General features: G+C 66.0%; 16 protein-coding genes. 10 read left to right on the top strand and 6 right to left on the bottom strand.

Annotated elements, in window-relative coordinates:
- The first annotated feature begins 68 nt into the window (after nucleotides 1-68).
- The 6 genes from ACVT6V_RS24245 to ACVT6V_RS24220 all read left to right on the top strand — a co-directional run bounded on the left by ACVT6V_RS24245 (nucleotide 69) and on the right by ACVT6V_RS24220 (nucleotide 3,413).
- Complete coding sequence (locus tag ACVT6V_RS24245) at nucleotides 69-566, top strand: hypothetical protein (protein WP_489896632.1); 498 nt, start codon at nucleotides 69-71, stop codon at nucleotides 564-566.
- Between the two features lie 62 nt (nucleotides 567-628).
- A complete protein-coding gene (locus ACVT6V_RS24240; protein WP_489896631.1) occupies nucleotides 629-847 on the top strand; it encodes a hypothetical protein in 219 nt (72 codons plus the stop codon).
- A gap of 22 nt (nucleotides 848-869) precedes the next feature.
- Entirely contained in the window at nucleotides 870-1,379 is a 510-nt protein-coding gene (locus tag ACVT6V_RS24235; RefSeq protein WP_489900997.1) for an O-acetyl-ADP-ribose deacetylase, read from the top strand.
- Nucleotides 1,380-1,492: 113 nt separating this feature from the next.
- Nucleotides 1,493-2,146, top strand: a complete 654-nt coding sequence (locus tag ACVT6V_RS24230) for a hypothetical protein (RefSeq protein WP_489896630.1) — start codon at nucleotides 1,493-1,495, stop codon at nucleotides 2,144-2,146.
- 13 nt (nucleotides 2,147-2,159) lie between these two features.
- Nucleotides 2,160-2,450, top strand: a complete 291-nt coding sequence (locus tag ACVT6V_RS24225; RefSeq protein ID WP_489896629.1) for a hypothetical protein — start codon at nucleotides 2,160-2,162, stop codon at nucleotides 2,448-2,450.
- A gap of 90 nt (nucleotides 2,451-2,540) precedes the next feature.
- Nucleotides 2,541-3,413, top strand: a complete 873-nt coding sequence (locus tag ACVT6V_RS24220; RefSeq protein WP_489896628.1) for a ParA family protein — start codon at nucleotides 2,541-2,543, stop codon at nucleotides 3,411-3,413.
- Between the two features lie 166 nt (nucleotides 3,414-3,579).
- Here ACVT6V_RS24220 and ACVT6V_RS24215 read toward each other — a convergent pair whose 3' ends face one another.
- Together ACVT6V_RS24215 and ACVT6V_RS24210 are read right to left on the bottom strand one after the other, a co-directional pair.
- The gene (locus tag ACVT6V_RS24215; RefSeq protein ID WP_489896627.1) at nucleotides 3,580-5,400 is read right to left on the bottom strand and encodes an MFS transporter; all 1,821 of its coding nucleotides are present in this window, start codon (nucleotides 5,398-5,400) and stop codon (nucleotides 3,580-3,582) included.
- Nucleotides 5,401-5,450: 50 nt separating this feature from the next.
- Complete coding sequence (locus ACVT6V_RS24210; protein ID WP_489896626.1) at nucleotides 5,451-5,900, bottom strand: MarR family winged helix-turn-helix transcriptional regulator; 450 nt, start codon at nucleotides 5,898-5,900, stop codon at nucleotides 5,451-5,453.
- Between the two features lie 210 nt (nucleotides 5,901-6,110).
- Between ACVT6V_RS24210 and ACVT6V_RS24205 the strand changes: the two genes are divergently transcribed.
- Entirely contained in the window at nucleotides 6,111-6,383 is a 273-nt protein-coding gene (locus tag ACVT6V_RS24205; protein WP_489896625.1) for a GlsB/YeaQ/YmgE family stress response membrane protein, read from the top strand.
- A 94-nt stretch (nucleotides 6,384-6,477) separates the two neighbouring features.
- On the opposite strand, the gene ACVT6V_RS24200 is transcribed toward ACVT6V_RS24205, so the two are convergent.
- Nucleotides 6,478-7,866 (bottom strand): NarK family nitrate/nitrite MFS transporter, encoded by a 1,389-nt coding sequence (locus tag ACVT6V_RS24200; protein ID WP_489896624.1) that lies wholly within the window; start codon nucleotides 7,864-7,866, stop codon nucleotides 6,478-6,480.
- A 343-nt stretch (nucleotides 7,867-8,209) separates the two neighbouring features.
- Here ACVT6V_RS24200 and ACVT6V_RS24195 point away from each other — a divergent pair, with 343 nt between their 5' ends.
- Both ACVT6V_RS24195 and ACVT6V_RS24190 read left to right on the top strand, forming a co-directional pair.
- On the top strand, nucleotides 8,210-8,863 hold the full coding sequence (locus ACVT6V_RS24195; protein ID WP_489896623.1) for an SDR family oxidoreductase: 654 nt from the start codon (nucleotides 8,210-8,212) through the stop codon (nucleotides 8,861-8,863).
- A gap of 5 nt (nucleotides 8,864-8,868) precedes the next feature.
- Nucleotides 8,869-10,245, top strand: a complete 1,377-nt coding sequence (locus tag ACVT6V_RS24190) for an FAD-binding oxidoreductase (protein ID WP_489900995.1) — start codon at nucleotides 8,869-8,871, stop codon at nucleotides 10,243-10,245.
- A 16-nt stretch (nucleotides 10,246-10,261) separates the two neighbouring features.
- Here the strand turns inward: ACVT6V_RS24190 and ACVT6V_RS24185 are convergent, their stop codons facing one another.
- Nucleotides 10,262-10,882 (bottom strand): cysteine hydrolase family protein, encoded by a 621-nt coding sequence (locus ACVT6V_RS24185; protein WP_489896622.1) that lies wholly within the window; start codon nucleotides 10,880-10,882, stop codon nucleotides 10,262-10,264.
- A gap of 134 nt (nucleotides 10,883-11,016) precedes the next feature.
- Here ACVT6V_RS24185 and malQ point away from each other — a divergent pair, with 134 nt between their 5' ends.
- Nucleotides 11,017-13,164, top strand: a complete 2,148-nt coding sequence (gene malQ / locus ACVT6V_RS24180; protein WP_489896621.1) for a 4-alpha-glucanotransferase — start codon at nucleotides 11,017-11,019, stop codon at nucleotides 13,162-13,164.
- A gap of 80 nt (nucleotides 13,165-13,244) precedes the next feature.
- Here malQ and ACVT6V_RS24175 read toward each other — a convergent pair whose 3' ends face one another.
- Both ACVT6V_RS24175 and ACVT6V_RS24170 read right to left on the bottom strand, forming a co-directional pair.
- Nucleotides 13,245-14,423, bottom strand: a complete 1,179-nt coding sequence (locus ACVT6V_RS24175; protein ID WP_489900993.1) for an MFS transporter — start codon at nucleotides 14,421-14,423, stop codon at nucleotides 13,245-13,247.
- Nucleotides 14,424-14,647: 224 nt separating this feature from the next.
- A complete protein-coding gene (locus ACVT6V_RS24170) occupies nucleotides 14,648-15,070 on the bottom strand; it encodes a globin domain-containing protein (protein ID WP_489896620.1) in 423 nt (140 codons plus the stop codon).
- Between the last annotated feature and the right edge of the window lie 50 nt (nucleotides 15,071-15,120).

Raw genomic sequence — 15,120 nt, 5'->3', positions numbered from 1 at the left:
CCATCCTGCCCGAGCTTGTCGGTGGTCGGTGATTCACTTGCGCCGTCCCGATACAGGAGGTGTCGCCCATGACCCAGTACCAGCCCGACCGCCACCCCGAGGCGGGCCGTTCTCGCCGGTCGGTCGACTGGGCAGCCATGGACCGATGGCTGGTCGAATCCATGGGCCGGATGCCACGCGCCGCCATCCTCGATGTCGGTCCGGCCGGAATCCGGGTCGACGACGATTCGCGTGACGCCGACTGCGCCCAGATCCTGGCGCTGAGCTCGGAGACGTTTCTCTTGCGCCTCTCGACCGTGATCATGTCGGCTCCGGTGCTCTCGTCCTACAGCGTGTCCCGAAGTGCGTTGGACACCTGGTTCTACGACGACACGTTCGACGACTGCACGCATGGTTACCTGATGAGCCGTTCGCGTCGGCGCATCGCAGAGATCACGGTCGCCTGGTTTCGCGATCGGTGCAACTACACCACCCCCGACCAACTCGGGTGCTCGTACACCGCTCCGGCGCAACTGCCGAGGTCGGCGCCGTCGGGCGGAGCTGTCGAGCGTCAGGGATACCCCTGATCTTTCCCCGATTTAGACCGCCGGCTGATGATTTTCCGGCCCGCAACGATCACAGTGGAGTCATGACAACATCAACAAATCCCAACGGGACAACAAGCAACGGAATCGGTTTCTGGAAGGTGCTCGGCATCATCGCCGTGGTGCTGCTGGCGCTCGCCATGGTGGGACCGCTCCTCAAGGGTCTGTTCTGGATCGCACTGCTCGGCCTTGCCGTCTACGGCGGGTACGCGCTGTACAAGTCGAGGTCCGGCAAGAACGTGAACGGGCCGACGTCGTACTGACCGCCTGATGGTCTCGGCCGGCATGGGCAGCATCGACATCGTCATCGGCGACATCACCACGATGCGCGTCGACGTGATCGTCAATGCCGCGAACTCGTCTCTCCTCGGTGGTGGGGGCGTGGACGGCGCGATTCATCGCGCGGGTGGCTCGGTGATCCTGAACGAATGTCGGTTACTGAGAGAGACGACACTGCCCTCGGGCCTGGAGCCCGGAGCCGCGGTTGCCACCACCGCAGGAGATCTTCCGGCTCGATGGGTGATCCACACAGTCGGGCCGGTCTATTCGCCCGGCGAGGATCGCTCGTCGGTTCTACGGGCCTGCTACACCCGCAGCCTGCGGTTGGCCAATGCGATGGGCGCCTCGTCCATCGCATTTCCGCTGATCTCGGGGGGTGCCTACGGATGGCCGCTCGATGATGCCGTCGGGCAGCAGGTTCGTGCTGTCAAAGGCGCAGATTCAACTGTCGAATCGATTACGCTCGTTGCCTTTTCGGACGAGATCGCGGATCTCACACGCCGCGCACTGAGCTAGCACTCATTCTCGGGCCGTGGTGACTATCCTCTGCTGGTGGCCGAAAACCGGGGGTACATGACCCACGCCTGCGGGCATCGCGATGCGAGCCGTGACCTGGCGCGTGGCCGACGATGACCGCCGACGCCGATCACGCGGAATCGACGACCACGCGGCCTGAACCAACACTGCGGGAACCGACGGTCCTGCGACCCCACACCTTCGCGTATGCGGCGGCCGAACGCACCCGGACCGACCGCGAATCGTCTCGTGCGGCCGACGTTCCGATCCTGGATCGTCTTGCCCGTATGGCGGTGTCGGCCAGCCGGGTGACCGATCACGGGTCGATCCCCGGGGAAGTCCTCATCGACGTCGATGCAGAGATCTGGCGCAGTGCCGTCGCGCCCGGCTATCTGCGACTTTTCGTCGCCGGTCATGGTCATGACGGCACGATCGCGATCGTGTTGACCCGTTTCGTCGTCGATTCCGGGATCGCGATCTCCGAACTGATCGATCATGCCTTCGTGGAGGCGCGAGCGCTTCCGGAGTGGAACGAACACGAGGCCACTCGCACCCAACCGGGCTTTCGGACCGCAGGTTCATCCATGCAGACCGGCACCTACGTCGGCGACGACCAGACCTGGTACTGCGCGATCCGGTACGCGGCGTACCGCCGCGGGAACGTCGCATATCTCCTGCACGCCACCGGAACCGCCCCGGCGAGGGAGGGCGCGTCGTTCCGCCGATCTATCGGCGCCGCGGTGAGCTCGGTCCGATTCGACGACTGACGGGAGACGGGAAATGGTCAGACGTTGCGATCGGGTCGACGATCTGGAGGCCGTGCTGGCCGCAGAGGCCGACTTCGTGGACGATCCCGACGATCAGGGTTGGATGACCGCAGCGATCGGCGAGCAACAGCTCTACGTCCGGATGGGTGATTTTCCGGACGAGGACCTCTGGTCGCTGTGGCTCGGTGACGGGCGGTGGATGGATTTCACCGTCCCGCCCGCGGGCTGGACCTTGCGGGTACCCGGCAGGCGCTGGCCCGCCGGAGCCCGCCCGCGATTGCCGAAGAACGAATTCCACGGTTGACGGCGCACCCGGACCGCTCGCTGCCATTAGGCTGACCAGGGAGTCCGTGCCAGTGTGCGGCCCTTGCGGGCCACGACATCGGGGTGTGCCATGCCGACCGCGATCGCGACCATCAGCCTCAAAGGCGGTGTCGGCAAAACGACGCTGACCGCAGGTGTCGCCGAATTCCTGGCGGGCGAATTCGGGAAACGGGTGCTGCTGATCGACCTGGACGCCCAGACCAACCTCACCACGATGATGATCGGTCCGGACCGCTGGCAACAGTGCAATGCACGCGGCCATACGCTCGCGACGCTCTTCGGTGATGTCCTCGACGGCACCGAGCAATTCGATCTGGCCAAGACCCTCCAGCATGATGTGTCGCCGGTGCGCACAGTTGCCGGCATCGACCTGCTGCCATCGTCCCTGGACCTGATCGAGCTCTCCGAAGAACTGAGCGCACATCGCGTGGCCGCCGACGATCACGCCGCGGCCGTCGGCATCCTGCGCACGGCCGTGGCGTCGATCGCCGCCGACTACGACTTCATCTTGATCGACTGCCCTCCCAACGTCGGGCCGTTCAGTCTCAACGGTTTGGCGCTCGCCGATGCCTACGTGATCCCGACCATCCCGGATGTGTTGTCCACCTATGCGATTCCACACATCCAACGGCAGGTCGCCGACTTCGCCGCCGAGATCGGCCGCCACATCATCGAACTCGGTGTGGTCGTGACCAAGTTCCGGAGCGGATCGGTCCTGCACCAGGACACGATCCGCCGGCTCCGTCGTGATCCCACCATCCAGAACGTCTTGCCCGCCTACCTGCACGAGGCCAACGTCATCGGCGCCGCCGCGGAGTTCACGCCCTATCCGACCCTGCATGCGAAGTACGGACACCACGGTCATTTCGACCAGTTCCGCAGGCTGGCGCAGGCACTGATGATCGAGGTCGGCGTGAAGCTCGATCGGGGTCGACCTGGCTAGTGCTGCACTAGGACCGTGCAGGGCATTGGGCCGCCATGATGGCGGGTGACATCACCGCCGACAGGTCAACGGCCACGTCACTGATCATCGTCAGGGGCCATGACCATGTGGCCAAGCCCGATCCGTGCGATCGCGTGCGATCCGTCGCGGATCGTTGCGGCGGCAATCAGCGAACCCCAGGCGGTCCGGATACCTCGCTGATCAGCTCAGAAGGCGACTCCGACGATGCAGAGGCGGCGACTGCGGCCAGGTCTTCGCCGATCGAGTCCCGGTGGACCGCGGTCGGCTCGTCGGGTGAGCTCGCATCGGACTTGCGCCCGCCGGTGAACAGCGAGGCGATCGCGCCGATCACGCAGCACACGATCGCGAAGCTGAACGCGGCCGACAGTCCGTCCGCGAACGGATTGGTGATCAGATGCGGGAAGAAGTCCAGCCCGGTCAGCGTGTCCTGGTTGGCCTGCGGCAGGCTCGACAGCTGGCCGCCGAGGAGCTGCTCCACGGGGTTGTAGCCGAGGAATGCGGCGAAGAGTACGGCGACAGCGGGAAGCTGGGCGATCTGACCCGCCTGGGCCGCGGAGACCCCGTTGTCGATCAGGCCGGCGCTCATGGTCGCGGGCAGATGGGCCGAGAGACCGGTGATCATCAGACTGAAGAACAGGCCGATCGACAACACCATGGCGGTGTTCTGGAAAGTGGTCATCATGCCCGATCCGGACCCGCGGGCGTCGGCCGGCAGGCTGTTCATCACCTCCGCGCGGTTGGGCGAGGAGAACAGTCCCATGCCGATGCCGTTGAGCAGCAGCACGACCGCGAACGCGGTGTACGAGAAGTTGACCGGCATCGCGATCAGTGCGGCGAAGGACGCGGCGGTGAGCAGCATGCCGGTGGTGGTGAACCACTTGGTGCCCAACCGATCCGACAGTGCGCCGGACAGAGGCGCGGTCACCAGGAATCCGATGGTCAGGGGGATCATGTAGATCGCCGACCACAGTGGCGTCTGCTCGAAGTTGTAGCCGTGTTGGGGGAGCCAGATGCCCTGCAGCCAGATGATCAGGATGAACTGGAGGCCGCCGCGGCCGATCGAGGCCATCAGGTTCGCGATGTTGCCGAACGTGAACGACCGGTTGGTGAACAGGTGCAGGTTGAACAGTGGGCTGGGCGCCCGGGTCTCGATCAGGACGAAGGCGGCGAGGACGAGGCCACCGCCGATGAGGCAGGACAGCACCATCGGACTCGTCCATCCCATGCTGTGTCCGCCGTAGGGCTGGATGCCGTAGGTGATCCCGACCAGCACGGCGATGAGGCCGACCGCGAAGGTCAGGTTGCCCCACCAGTCCATCTTGGCCTTGCGCCGAACGCCGGTGTCGCGGAGCTTGAGGTAGGCCCAGATGGTGCCGATCACGCCGAACGGCACCGACACGAGAAAGATGAGGTGCCAGTGGATCGGTGCCAGCACACCGCCGACCAGCAGGCCGAGAAACGAACCGGCGATGGCCGCGACTCCGTTGATACCCAATGCGAGTCCGCGTTGGTTGGCGGGGAATGCGTCGGTGAGGATCGCCGACGAGTTGGCCATCAGGAATGCCCCGCCGACGCCTTGGATGACGCGCCAGAAGATGAGCCAGATCGCTGCTTCGGAGCCGTCGAACCAGGTGATGGCCAGGAAGATCGACGAGATGGTGAAGATGGCGAAGCCCATGTTGTACATGCGGGCTCGGCCGAACATGTCGCCGAGGCGTCCGAAGCTGACCACGAGTACTGCGGTGACGACGAGGAAGCCCATCATCATCCACAGCAGGTAGCTGGTGTTCTCGGGCAACAGCGGGTTGAGGTGGATGCCCCGGAAGATGTCCGGGAGCGCGATCAGCACGATCGAGCTGTTGATCGTGGCGATCAGCATGCCCAACGTGGTGTTGGACAGGGCGATCCACTTGTAGTGCGGATCGTGGTCCGCGCTGGAGGTGTCTGCGGGCGAGGTGGATGTCATGGGAGTCCTAGCCGGCGGAGGCGTGTCGGTGGTCGATGTGTGTGGCGGCATCAGATCGCACCGAGGGCATCGGCCAGGATCGCGAGTCCTCGGTTCACCGTCACGCGGTCGTCCTCGTCCAGGCCGTCGATCGCTTCGGCGAGCACGCGGGCCCGCATGGTCCTGGCGTTGGTGATGAGTTCCACGCCGGCCGGTGTGGCGCTGAGGAGTTTGGCTCGCCCATCGTCGGGATCGGTGGTGCGTTCGAGGTAGCCCTGCTCCTCCAGCGCGGCGACGATGCGTGACATGGTCGGGGCCGAGACCGATTCCCGCTCGGCGAGTGCGGACAGTCGGATCGGGCCGTGGTTGATGACGGTCCACAGCGCGGCGGCGACGCCGGCGGTGAGGTTTCCGCTCCCGCCGCGGGTGCGCAGGATTCTGGTGATGCGCGTGAGCAGGTGATAGAGCGTCGCGATGTCCGTCGCGTCGTCGACCTCGGCGGTCGGGTTGACCAGCGCCATGCGCGCCACCTTTCGCGGGGGGATGGGGCCCGTTCGGGGTTTTCGTCCAGATGGTTAGTTGTAGGTAGCTAACTATATTAGTTGCGTAGTGCTAAGTAATCGAATCGTAAAGAGATTTCCCCCGATCTCTTGCCGGTGCGCGGGTACCGTTTTCGGGTACGACACGTCATCGCGGATGAGTGGGCTCGCCGCAGATCTGGAGGACCTTCAATGCTCGGACTGGGAATCATCGGTTGGATCATCATCGGCGGACTCGCGGGGTGGGTCGCCAGCATGATCATGAAGACCAACGCGCAGATGGGGCTTCTGCTCAACATCGTGGTCGGCATCGTGGGTGGTTTGATCGGCGGGTTCATCCTCAAACTGTTCGGCGTCGACGTCGAGGGCGGCGGACTGATCTTCAGCTTCGTCACCTGTCTGGCCGGCGCCTGCCTGCTGATCTGGGTCGTCGGCCTCGTCCGCGGGCGGGGTTCGCGGGTGTGACCGGAAAGCCCTGACCCGCCAAGCACAGCAGCGCCCCGCCACTTCCGAGTGGCGGGGCGCTGCTGTGGTCGGTGAAAAGCGTGTCCGGTGTGGGTCAGACCCCGGCCTGCGCCATCCGGGTGCTCGGGCGGATGTAGAAGGCCCACGTGACCCCGAGCAGTGCGATGAAGAAGAACACGTAGAACCACAGGGCCGGCTCGATGTTGCCGAAGTGGCTCTTCGACCAGGCGTAGGCCAGCGGCACGATGAATCCGCCGAATGCGCCGACGGAGGAGATGATCCCGAGTGCGCCCGCGGCCTGACGGCGCATGTTGGTCATGATCTCCGGGGTTCCGCCCGCGTCCTCACCCTTCACCCGGAAGATCTTGGAGATCATCCGGTACGTCGAGCCGTTGCCGATGCCGGTGGCGATGAACAGGAACATGAAGGCGGTGAAGAACAAGGGCAGGTTCTCGATCTTCACCGACCACAGTGCGCCGGCCGCGCCGACGGCCAGCATGACGAAGCTGACCGCGGTGATCCGCGCGCCCCCGATGACGTCGGAGAGCTTACCGCCCAGCGGGCGCGCGATCGAACCGATGCCGGCGCCGAGGAAGGCCCAGGTCAGTGCGATGTCGCCGCGATCGAAGACGGCCTTCAACAAGCTCGGGAAGGCGGCCGAATAGCCGATGAACGAGCCGAAGGTGCCGATGTAGAGCAGAGACATGATCCAGGTGTCCTTGTGTCGCAACGATTCCCAGACCGGCTTCACGTCGGCCTTGGCCTCGGCGAGGTTGTTCATGAACAGGAACGCCAACACGGCGGCAGCAACCGCGAGCGGCGCATAGAACAGGCCGGCGTAGGACAGGGTCACGCCCGCACCGATCACGACGATGTACGGAATGATCTTCTGCGCCACCGCGACACCGATGTTTCCGCCGGCGGCGTTGAGGCCCAGCGCCCAGCCCTTCTCCTTCTCCGGGTAGAAGAACGAGATGTTGGCCATCGAGGAGGCGAAGTTGCCACCGCCGAATCCCGCCGTCGCGGCGACGAGCAGCAGTAGGCCGAAGGGGATGTCGGGGTTGGACACAGCCCATGCCAATCCGAGGCACGGGATGAGGAGCAGCAGTGCCGAGATCACCGTCCAGTTCCGCCCGCCGAACACCGGGACCGCGAAAGTGTAAGGGAGACGCAGGAATGCGCCGACGCCGCTGGGGACCGCGACCAACCACAGCGCCTGGGTGGTGGTCAGGGCGAATCCGGATGCGGCGGGCGTACCGTCGGCGCCGGCGGTCATCTGGACGACGACGATGCTCCACAACAGCCACACCGAGAATCCGATGTGCTCGGCGAAGATGGAGAAGCAGAGGTTCTTGAGGGCGACCTTCTTGCCGATCGAGCTCCAGAACGTCTCGTCGTCAGGCTGCCAGTTGTGGATCCAGTGGCCCCGTTGGTCGAGTGCGACCTCGTCCGGGGTGCGGGTGGTCTCAAGAGTTGATGTCATCAGGGAACTTCCTGGGATGTGAGCGGCTGCTGAAGAAAGGCGGGCGACGCTGCCCAGATGTACTGCGATGAACCTATGGACGCCCCGTTACGTGCCGTGCGCGCTCCCGTTACGCGACAGTCAAGCGCTTCGCACATTCGCCGACGGTGGCTGTGAGGGAATCGGGAGGCCCGGCGGGCAGTGAAAGCCGCAGGTCAAGACCTCACAGCCAGTGTAGCGCGCTGTGCGGAGTAGCAATCGGGGATGAATCGGGGAACGGGGTGTCGCGACTCACGCCATGGTCGCGGCGATCTCGCCTAGCCTGGCGTAGAGGCCAGAAACCCGACAAGAGAAGGAGAAACGCATGAGCCAGATTGCCATCATCGGTGGTCACGGCAAGATCGCGTTGCGACTCGCGAAGATCCTGTCCGATCGCGGTGACAAGGTGAGCTCGATCATCCGGAATCCGTCGCATTCCGACGATGTCATCGCCGCGGGTGCCGATCCGGTGGTCGCCGACGTCGAGCAACTCGACGCCTCGGGACTGGCTTCGGTGCTCTCCGGGGTCGATGCGGTGGTGTGGTCCGCCGGGGCCGGCGGAGGAGACCCGAGTCGGACCTACGCCGTGGACCGCGACGCCGCCATCCGCTCGATGGATGCCGCACAGAAGGCGGGGGTGCGCCGCTACATCATGGTCTCCTACTTCGGTGCCGGCCTCGACCACGGTGTGCCCGAGGACAATTCGTTTTACGCTTACGCCCAGGCGAAGGCCGAGGCCGACGTTCACCTGAAACAGACGCCGTTGGAGTGGACGATCCTCGGACCCAGTCGACTCACCGACGAACCGGGAACCGGCAGCATCGACGTGGGTGGCACGCGGGCATCGGGCGATGAGGTCAGCCGCGACAACGTGGCCGCTGTCGTGGCCGCCGTGATCGCCGATCCGACGACGGTGCATCGGACCATCGAGTTCAACGACGGCAGCACACCGATCGCCGAGGCCCTCCGCGCGCCGTGAGCACGATCGAGGCGTTCCTCGGTCGTGCTCGCGCGATCGTCGGTGACACACAGGTGCTGACCGATCCGCAGGCGATGTCCGGCCACCTCACGGACTGGACCGGCCGATGGACGGGGTCGGCGGCCGCGGTTGTCCGTCCGCGTACCACCGACGAGGTCGCGGCGATCGTGTCGGCCTGTGCCGACGACGGGATCGCGATCTGCGTGCAGGGCGGGAACACCGGATTGGTCGGCGGATCCGTCCCGCCCGCCGACCGCGACGACGACCGGTCGCCGCTGATCGTGCTGAGCACCGCACGGATGGACGATGTCGACGAGGTCGATACCGTCGGTCACTGTGTGGGCGCTCAGGCCGGGGCGACGATCGACGCGATCGACCGGTCTGCGCAGGTGTGCGGCCTGGCCTTTCCGGTCGATCTGGCCTCGCGTGAATCCGCCACCGCGGGAGGGGTCGTCGCGACCAATGCGGGTGGGGTCCGGATGATCCGGCATGGCAACACACGCGCCCAGGTGCTGGGCATCGAGGCGGTGCTCGCCGACGGACGCATCCTGCGTCGGTGGACGTCGCTGGTGAAAGACAATGTCGGTTATGACCTTCCGGGTCTGCTGGCGGGTAGCGAGGGGACACTCGCGATCATCACGAGGGTGCTGTTCCGGTTGATCGCACCGCCCACCGAGACGATCGTCCTGGTCGCGGCCGTCGACCATGTGGAGGACACGTTCGCGCTGCTGGACCAGTTGACCGCTCGCGGCCTGACCATCGAGGCCGCGGAGATCATGACCGAGGACGGCCTCCGGCTGGTGCATGAGCGCGGGGTCCGCCGCCCGGTCGCGGTGCAGGCGCAGTTCTACACGCTGGTGGAGGTCTCCGGTACCGGCGGGATCGAGGCGGTGGTTCTCGATGCGCTGGAGAACGCCGCGGTCGCCGACGCCGTTCTCGAACCGGGCCCGGGTCGCGCCCTGTGGGCGGCGCGCGAACTCCACACCGAATCCATCTCCCGGTCCTCCACCACCCCGGTGGTCAAACTCGATGTGTCCGTGCCGATTCGGGCGTTGCCGGAGGCGCTGGCCGAGCTGTCGACGGTCGCCGACGTCGTCGACCACGCATGTCGTCCCATCTTGTTCGGCCACATCGGCGACGGGAACATCCACGTCAACCTGCTCGACGTCCCGGAGGATCGGGCCGATGAGGTCACGTCACACGTGTTCGGGATCGTCGCTGCCAACGGCGGCAGCATCAGCGCGGAGCACGGCATCGGGCGGGCCAAGGTCGCCTGGACACACCTCGGACGCAGTGACGTCGACCTCGCGACGATGCACGCCGTGAAAACCGCGCTCGACCCCGCGGGTTTGCTGAATCCCGGCGTCCTGTTCGGCCGATAGCGCCGGTTGGCTGGTGTCAGCCGCCCACGGCCGCTTTCACCGCCGCGGAGTCGACCGGTTCGGAGAACATCGGGTAGTCGAACTCGATCGCGTTGTCATGTTCGGCCACCGAGGTCGCCGCGGTGCAGTCGGTCAGGGTGATCACCCGATAACCGTTCTCGTACCCGGTGCGCATGGTGGACTCGACACAACAGTTGGTGAGGAACCCGGCGAGGATGATCGTGGTGATCCCCTTGCTACGCAGGATGAAGTCGATGTTCGTGCTCGCGAACGTGTCCAGCCCGCGTTTGCCCTCGATGAGGATGTCGCCGTCGGCGGGAGCGAGGTCGTCGACGATCGCCGCACCCCAGGAGCCCTTGACGAAGGCGTTGCCGTCGACGACGCCTTTGAGGATCCCGTAGGGGTGGCGGGTCAGTTCGCCATAACCGGGCGCGAAGGTGATGGGTGCATGCATGATCGTCACCCCCGCTGCTCGCGCCTTGTCGACGAGGTCGATCGTGTTGGCGAGCATGCCGGTTTTGTCCATGACCTCGGCGACAGCGTCGTGCAGGACACCGCCGTCACTGGTGAACTCGTTCTGGAACTCGATGAGCACCAGAGCGGTGGTCGTGGGATCGAGGGTCAGCGTGTCGGCCATGTGTATGCCTTTCGACGATGAGCGGCGCCCGCCTGATTCAACGAGCCCGATTCAACCACCTTTCGAGTGTGGCCCCACCGAATTCGCGTGGTATTCATCGGGCGCACCGCGCCGAATCCTGAGACCATGCTCGGGTGACGACGGTGCATGTGCCACGCGAGCAACTGGCCGGGCTGGCCCGACGATGTGGCGTGGCCACGAGCTACGTCGGCTGGGATGAGCTCGAGCACGAGGTGAGTTCGGAGACGATCGTCGCGGTCCTCGACTCTCTCGGTGTGACGGCGGGATCGGCAGCCGAGATCGACGCCGCGCATGCCGCGCTCGATGACGAGGCCTGGTGCGCGATGGTGCCCGCCGTGACGGTGGCCACCCAGGGGTCGGGTGCCACGTTCGTGGTCCATGTGCCGCACTGGGATCCCGTACACGTGTGGATCACCACCGAGAGCGGTGCGACCGCGGATCCCCAACAGGCCGACGTGTGGGTGGAACCACGCGAGGTCGACGGGGTTCTCATCGGGCGCGCGACATTTGTGGTCCCCGCCGACCTCGAACCGGGCTATCACACCGTGCACGCCGTCGACCCGGTCACCGGCAGTTCCGACGAGCGCCCGTTGATCGTGACACCGCGCCGACTGTCCACCGCGGACAAGCTCTTGGGCCACCAGCAGTGGGGCCTGGCCGTCCAGCTGTATTCGGTGCGGTCGGCGCGGTCATGGGGCGTGGGCGACTTCGCCGACCTCGGCGAGATCTGCGCGATCGCCGCGAGCAACTACGGGGCGGACTTCGTCCAGATCAACCCCGTGCACGCGGCCCAGCCCCGCGCGCCCATCGAGGCCTCTCCCTATCTGCCCGTGACCCGACGCTTCATCAACCCGCTCTACATCCGCATCGGCGACATCCCGGAGTCCGCGACCCTCGACAAACGTGATCGCAAACGGATCCGGGTGCTCGAACGAGCACTCTTCGACGAGAATCTCTCGGTAGCGAAGATCAAACGCAACAAATCCTTTCGCGCAAAGATGGCCGTTCTCGAACGGATACACGAGCAGCCGCGGTCCGAGGCCAGGGACTTCGACTACCGCTCCTTCTGTCGACGTGAGGGCAAGGGGCTGAAGCGGTTCGCCACCTGGTGCGCCCTGGCCGAGCAGTACGGGGACGACAGTCCGAAATGGTCGACGAAGCTGCAGGACAAGGACTTCGTCAAGAACAAGCGTAAGGAGCTCGCGGGCCGCGTCGACTTCTTCATGTGGCTGCAGTGGGTGTGCGACGAGCAACTGGCGGCGGCCCAGCACTCCGCGATCTCGGCCGGCATGGGAATCGGGATCATCGCCGATCTCGCCGTCGGGGTCGCGCGGCACAGTGCCGACGTCTGGATGCTCGGCGAGGTGCTGGCAAGCGGCGCCACCGTCGGGGCGCCGCCGGACGGTTTCAATCAACAGGGGCAGGGCTGGGATCAGCCACCCTGGCATCCGCGCCGCCTCGCCGAGGCCGGGTACGTCCCGTACCGCGACATGCTGCGGACCGTTCTGCGACATGTCGGCGGAGTGCGGGTCGACCACATCCTCGGGCTCTTCCGGTTGTGGTGGATTCCGGATGGCAAGGGGCCCGCCGACGGTACCTACGTCCACTACGACCACGACGCACTGATCGGCATCCTCGCCCTGGAGGCGGAAAGGGCCGGCGCGGTGGTGATCGGTGAGGATCTCGGCGTCTTCGAGCGGCATGTGCAGGAGGCGTTGACGCAGCGGGGAATCCTGGGGACGTCCATCCTCTGGTTCGAGCACGGCCAGTACACGCCGATACCGCCCGAGGACTACCGCGAGTTGTGTCTGACCTCGGTCACCACCCACGACCTGCCACCGACGGTGGGCTATCTCGCGGGTGATCACATCGAATTGCGTTCTCGCCTCGGACTGTTGGAGACCGGCGAAGAGGCCGAGCGGGCCCGCGACGAACGTGACCGGGACGCGGTGCTGGCGATGGCCCGGGCGCGTGGACTGATCTCGGAGGACACGCCGCTCACCGACCCGCGGACCGTGGACGCGCTCTATCGCCTGATCGCGGCGAGCCCGTCGGTGCTGCTCGGGGTGGCGCTCGTCGACGCGGTCGGGGAGCGGCGCATCCAGAATCAGCCGGGAACGGGAGCGGCGCAGTATCCGAATTGGTGCATCCCGTTGGCCGGCGACGACGGCGAGGTGGTCCTGGTCGAGGATCTCGCCAGCAACGCGCGGTTCGCGGAGCTGGTCGAGGCGCTCAACGATGCGGGTGTCGGTCGCGGCTGATCAGTGCGTCGGCTCGATACGGTCGAGGGCGTCACTTCAGGCTGCGACCGTGAGCCCCGGTGTTGCTCCGACGAGCGCTGTCAGCCGCGGTTCGATCTGGCCGAGACGCTCGGGGCAACCGGGTTGTCGGCGCGGACCCGTCGGTCGGCGCGAACCGCCATCACGGTGAGCGTCAACGCGATGAGCGCCATCAGCCCGACCACGATGTTGAACACCACGCCCGAGGTCCGCAGCCCCCAGTGCGATGCCGCAATTCCCTCACCGACGATGGGAATCGAGATCGCGACGTAGGCGACCACGAAGTAGGTCGAGGTGACCTCGGCGCGTCGGTCGGCGGGACTGGCGGCGACCACCGCGGCCAGCCCCTTGGAGAAGGAAAGACCTTGTCCGACCCCGCTGATCACCGCACCCACGATCAGAACGGTCAGCGACGCGGCGAGAAGTCCCCAGATCAACACCGCCACACCGACCACGAGGACCGCGCATCCGACGACCAGGGCACGCTCGGTCGGCTGTGATCGACCGACGATCTGCGTGAGCGCCGAGGTCAGGAACAACACCGCGACGAGGATTCCGGATACCGCGTGGGAACCGATGCCGAGGATGTGCGACACGAACGACGGTGCGACGCCGCTGAATGTCCCCATCACCGCGAATCCGGCGAACGCCGCGATCGCCGCCCGCAGGAACACGCCGCGCACCTCGGCCGGGACGGAGAGTCGCTGTACGGAAAACCGCGCGTCGGGTTTCACGTCGACCGGTTCGGCGATGAACCAGATACCGACCAGCACGGGTACGAGCAGGACCAGGTCCACCGCGAACGGGAGATGCAACGGCGCAGGTGCGAACTCCGCGAGCAGTCCGGCGACGAGTGGCCCGAGGCCGAGTCCGCCGATGTTCGCGGCGGTCGCGATGGACGGAGCGCGGCTGCGCCACCCGGCGGGCGCCAGTTCGATCACCGCAGCGGTGGCGGCGCCCGCATAGATGCCGGCGGACAACCCGGACAGCACGCGGCCGATCATCAGCTGCCAGACCGGACCGGCGGTGATGAAGACGACCGCGCTGATCAGGGACAGCACCGCTCCGGCGATCAGCAGTGGTCGTCGGCCCACCACGTCGGACAACCGTCCGAAGACGACCAGTGCCGTGATGACACCGGCCGCGTAGATCGCGAAGATCACGGTCGTGGTGGTGACACCGAACCCGAGTTCGTCGGAATAGATGGCGTACAGCGGCGTCGGCAGAGTCGTGCCCATCATGACGACCGTGAACGCGAGAGCTGCGGAGACGAAGGCCCAGCCACCTGACGTACGCCGGCGCGAGTCCGTGGCCCGGGTCGGCTGAGCGGCCGACGGCATATGGTGCGGACGGCTGTTTCCGGTCGATGGCATACCACTGCCAGCGCCGGGCGAGGCAAGGGTATTCCGACCGACGCACGGGCGCCGGCGGCACGGCCACGGCCAGCAACAGATCTCCGGGATTGTCAGGCGGCCCCGGAGGCGTCCTCCTCGGCCGGATACGCCGCGACCATCAACGAGGCGACCGCCGTGAGTGCGTCGGTCCACGCCTGTGTCATCTCGGGCGTCCAGCTCTCGCCCCCGATCTCCGACATCGCGGCGATCATGCAGTCGGCGACCGCCGCATACATGGGTTCGGTGACCCCGAGTTCGGCGTGGCGTCGGCCGAGCGAACCGAGGGTCGTCGACAACCACTCGGGCTCGTCGAGATGATCGACGACCGCGATGACCGCGGTTCGCAGCATGGCGGCCTGCTGACGCTGATCGCGGCTGAACATCGGTCTGACCTCTGGGTAGCGCTCGAAGAGGATCTCGTAGAACCGGACGGTCAGTCCGGCGTCCGGCAGATCGACGAGCGAGAGGCTGTGCTCGAGAAGGTTCTTGTCCATGTGGTGATGGTCCGGCGCAGCTGTTACCTGACAATTACCGGCGCGGCAAT

Source organism: Gordonia sp. LMA167 (genome assembly GCF_058130025.1).
Note: the sequence above shows the minus strand (reverse complement) of the source record. Positions and strands in the feature narration are given on the sequence as shown.

What these genes read in the sequence shown, in the direction of transcription:
- ACVT6V_RS24245 (WP_489896632.1), top strand. Translation starts at nt 69, where the DNA reads ATGACCCAGTACCAGCCCGACCGCCACCCCGAGGCGGGCCGTTCTCGC.
- ACVT6V_RS24240 (WP_489896631.1), top strand. Translation starts at nt 629, where the DNA reads ATGACAACATCAACAAATCCCAACGGGACAACAAGCAACGGAATCGGT.
- ACVT6V_RS24235 (WP_489900997.1), top strand. Translation starts at nt 870, where the DNA reads ATGGGCAGCATCGACATCGTCATCGGCGACATCACCACGATGCGCGTC.
- ACVT6V_RS24230 (WP_489896630.1), top strand. Translation starts at nt 1,493, where the DNA reads ATGACCGCCGACGCCGATCACGCGGAATCGACGACCACGCGGCCTGAA.
- ACVT6V_RS24225 (WP_489896629.1), top strand. Translation starts at nt 2,160, where the DNA reads ATGGTCAGACGTTGCGATCGGGTCGACGATCTGGAGGCCGTGCTGGCC.
- ACVT6V_RS24220 (WP_489896628.1), top strand. Translation starts at nt 2,541, where the DNA reads ATGCCGACCGCGATCGCGACCATCAGCCTCAAAGGCGGTGTCGGCAAA.
- ACVT6V_RS24215 (WP_489896627.1), bottom strand. Translation starts at nt 5,400, where the DNA reads ATGACATCCACCTCGCCCGCAGACACCTCCAGCGCGGACCACGATCCG.
- ACVT6V_RS24210 (WP_489896626.1), bottom strand. Translation starts at nt 5,900, where the DNA reads ATGGCGCTGGTCAACCCGACCGCCGAGGTCGACGACGCGACGGACATC.
- ACVT6V_RS24205 (WP_489896625.1), top strand. Translation starts at nt 6,111, where the DNA reads ATGCTCGGACTGGGAATCATCGGTTGGATCATCATCGGCGGACTCGCG.
- ACVT6V_RS24200 (WP_489896624.1), bottom strand. Translation starts at nt 7,866, where the DNA reads ATGACATCAACTCTTGAGACCACCCGCACCCCGGACGAGGTCGCACTC.
- ACVT6V_RS24195 (WP_489896623.1), top strand. Translation starts at nt 8,210, where the DNA reads ATGAGCCAGATTGCCATCATCGGTGGTCACGGCAAGATCGCGTTGCGA.
- ACVT6V_RS24185 (WP_489896622.1), bottom strand. Translation starts at nt 10,882, where the DNA reads ATGGCCGACACGCTGACCCTCGATCCCACGACCACCGCTCTGGTGCTC.
- ACVT6V_RS24175 (WP_489900993.1), bottom strand. Translation starts at nt 14,423, where the DNA reads ATGATGGGCACGACTCTGCCGACGCCGCTGTACGCCATCTATTCCGAC.
- ACVT6V_RS24170 (WP_489896620.1), bottom strand. Translation starts at nt 15,070, where the DNA reads ATGGACAAGAACCTTCTCGAGCACAGCCTCTCGCTCGTCGATCTGCCG.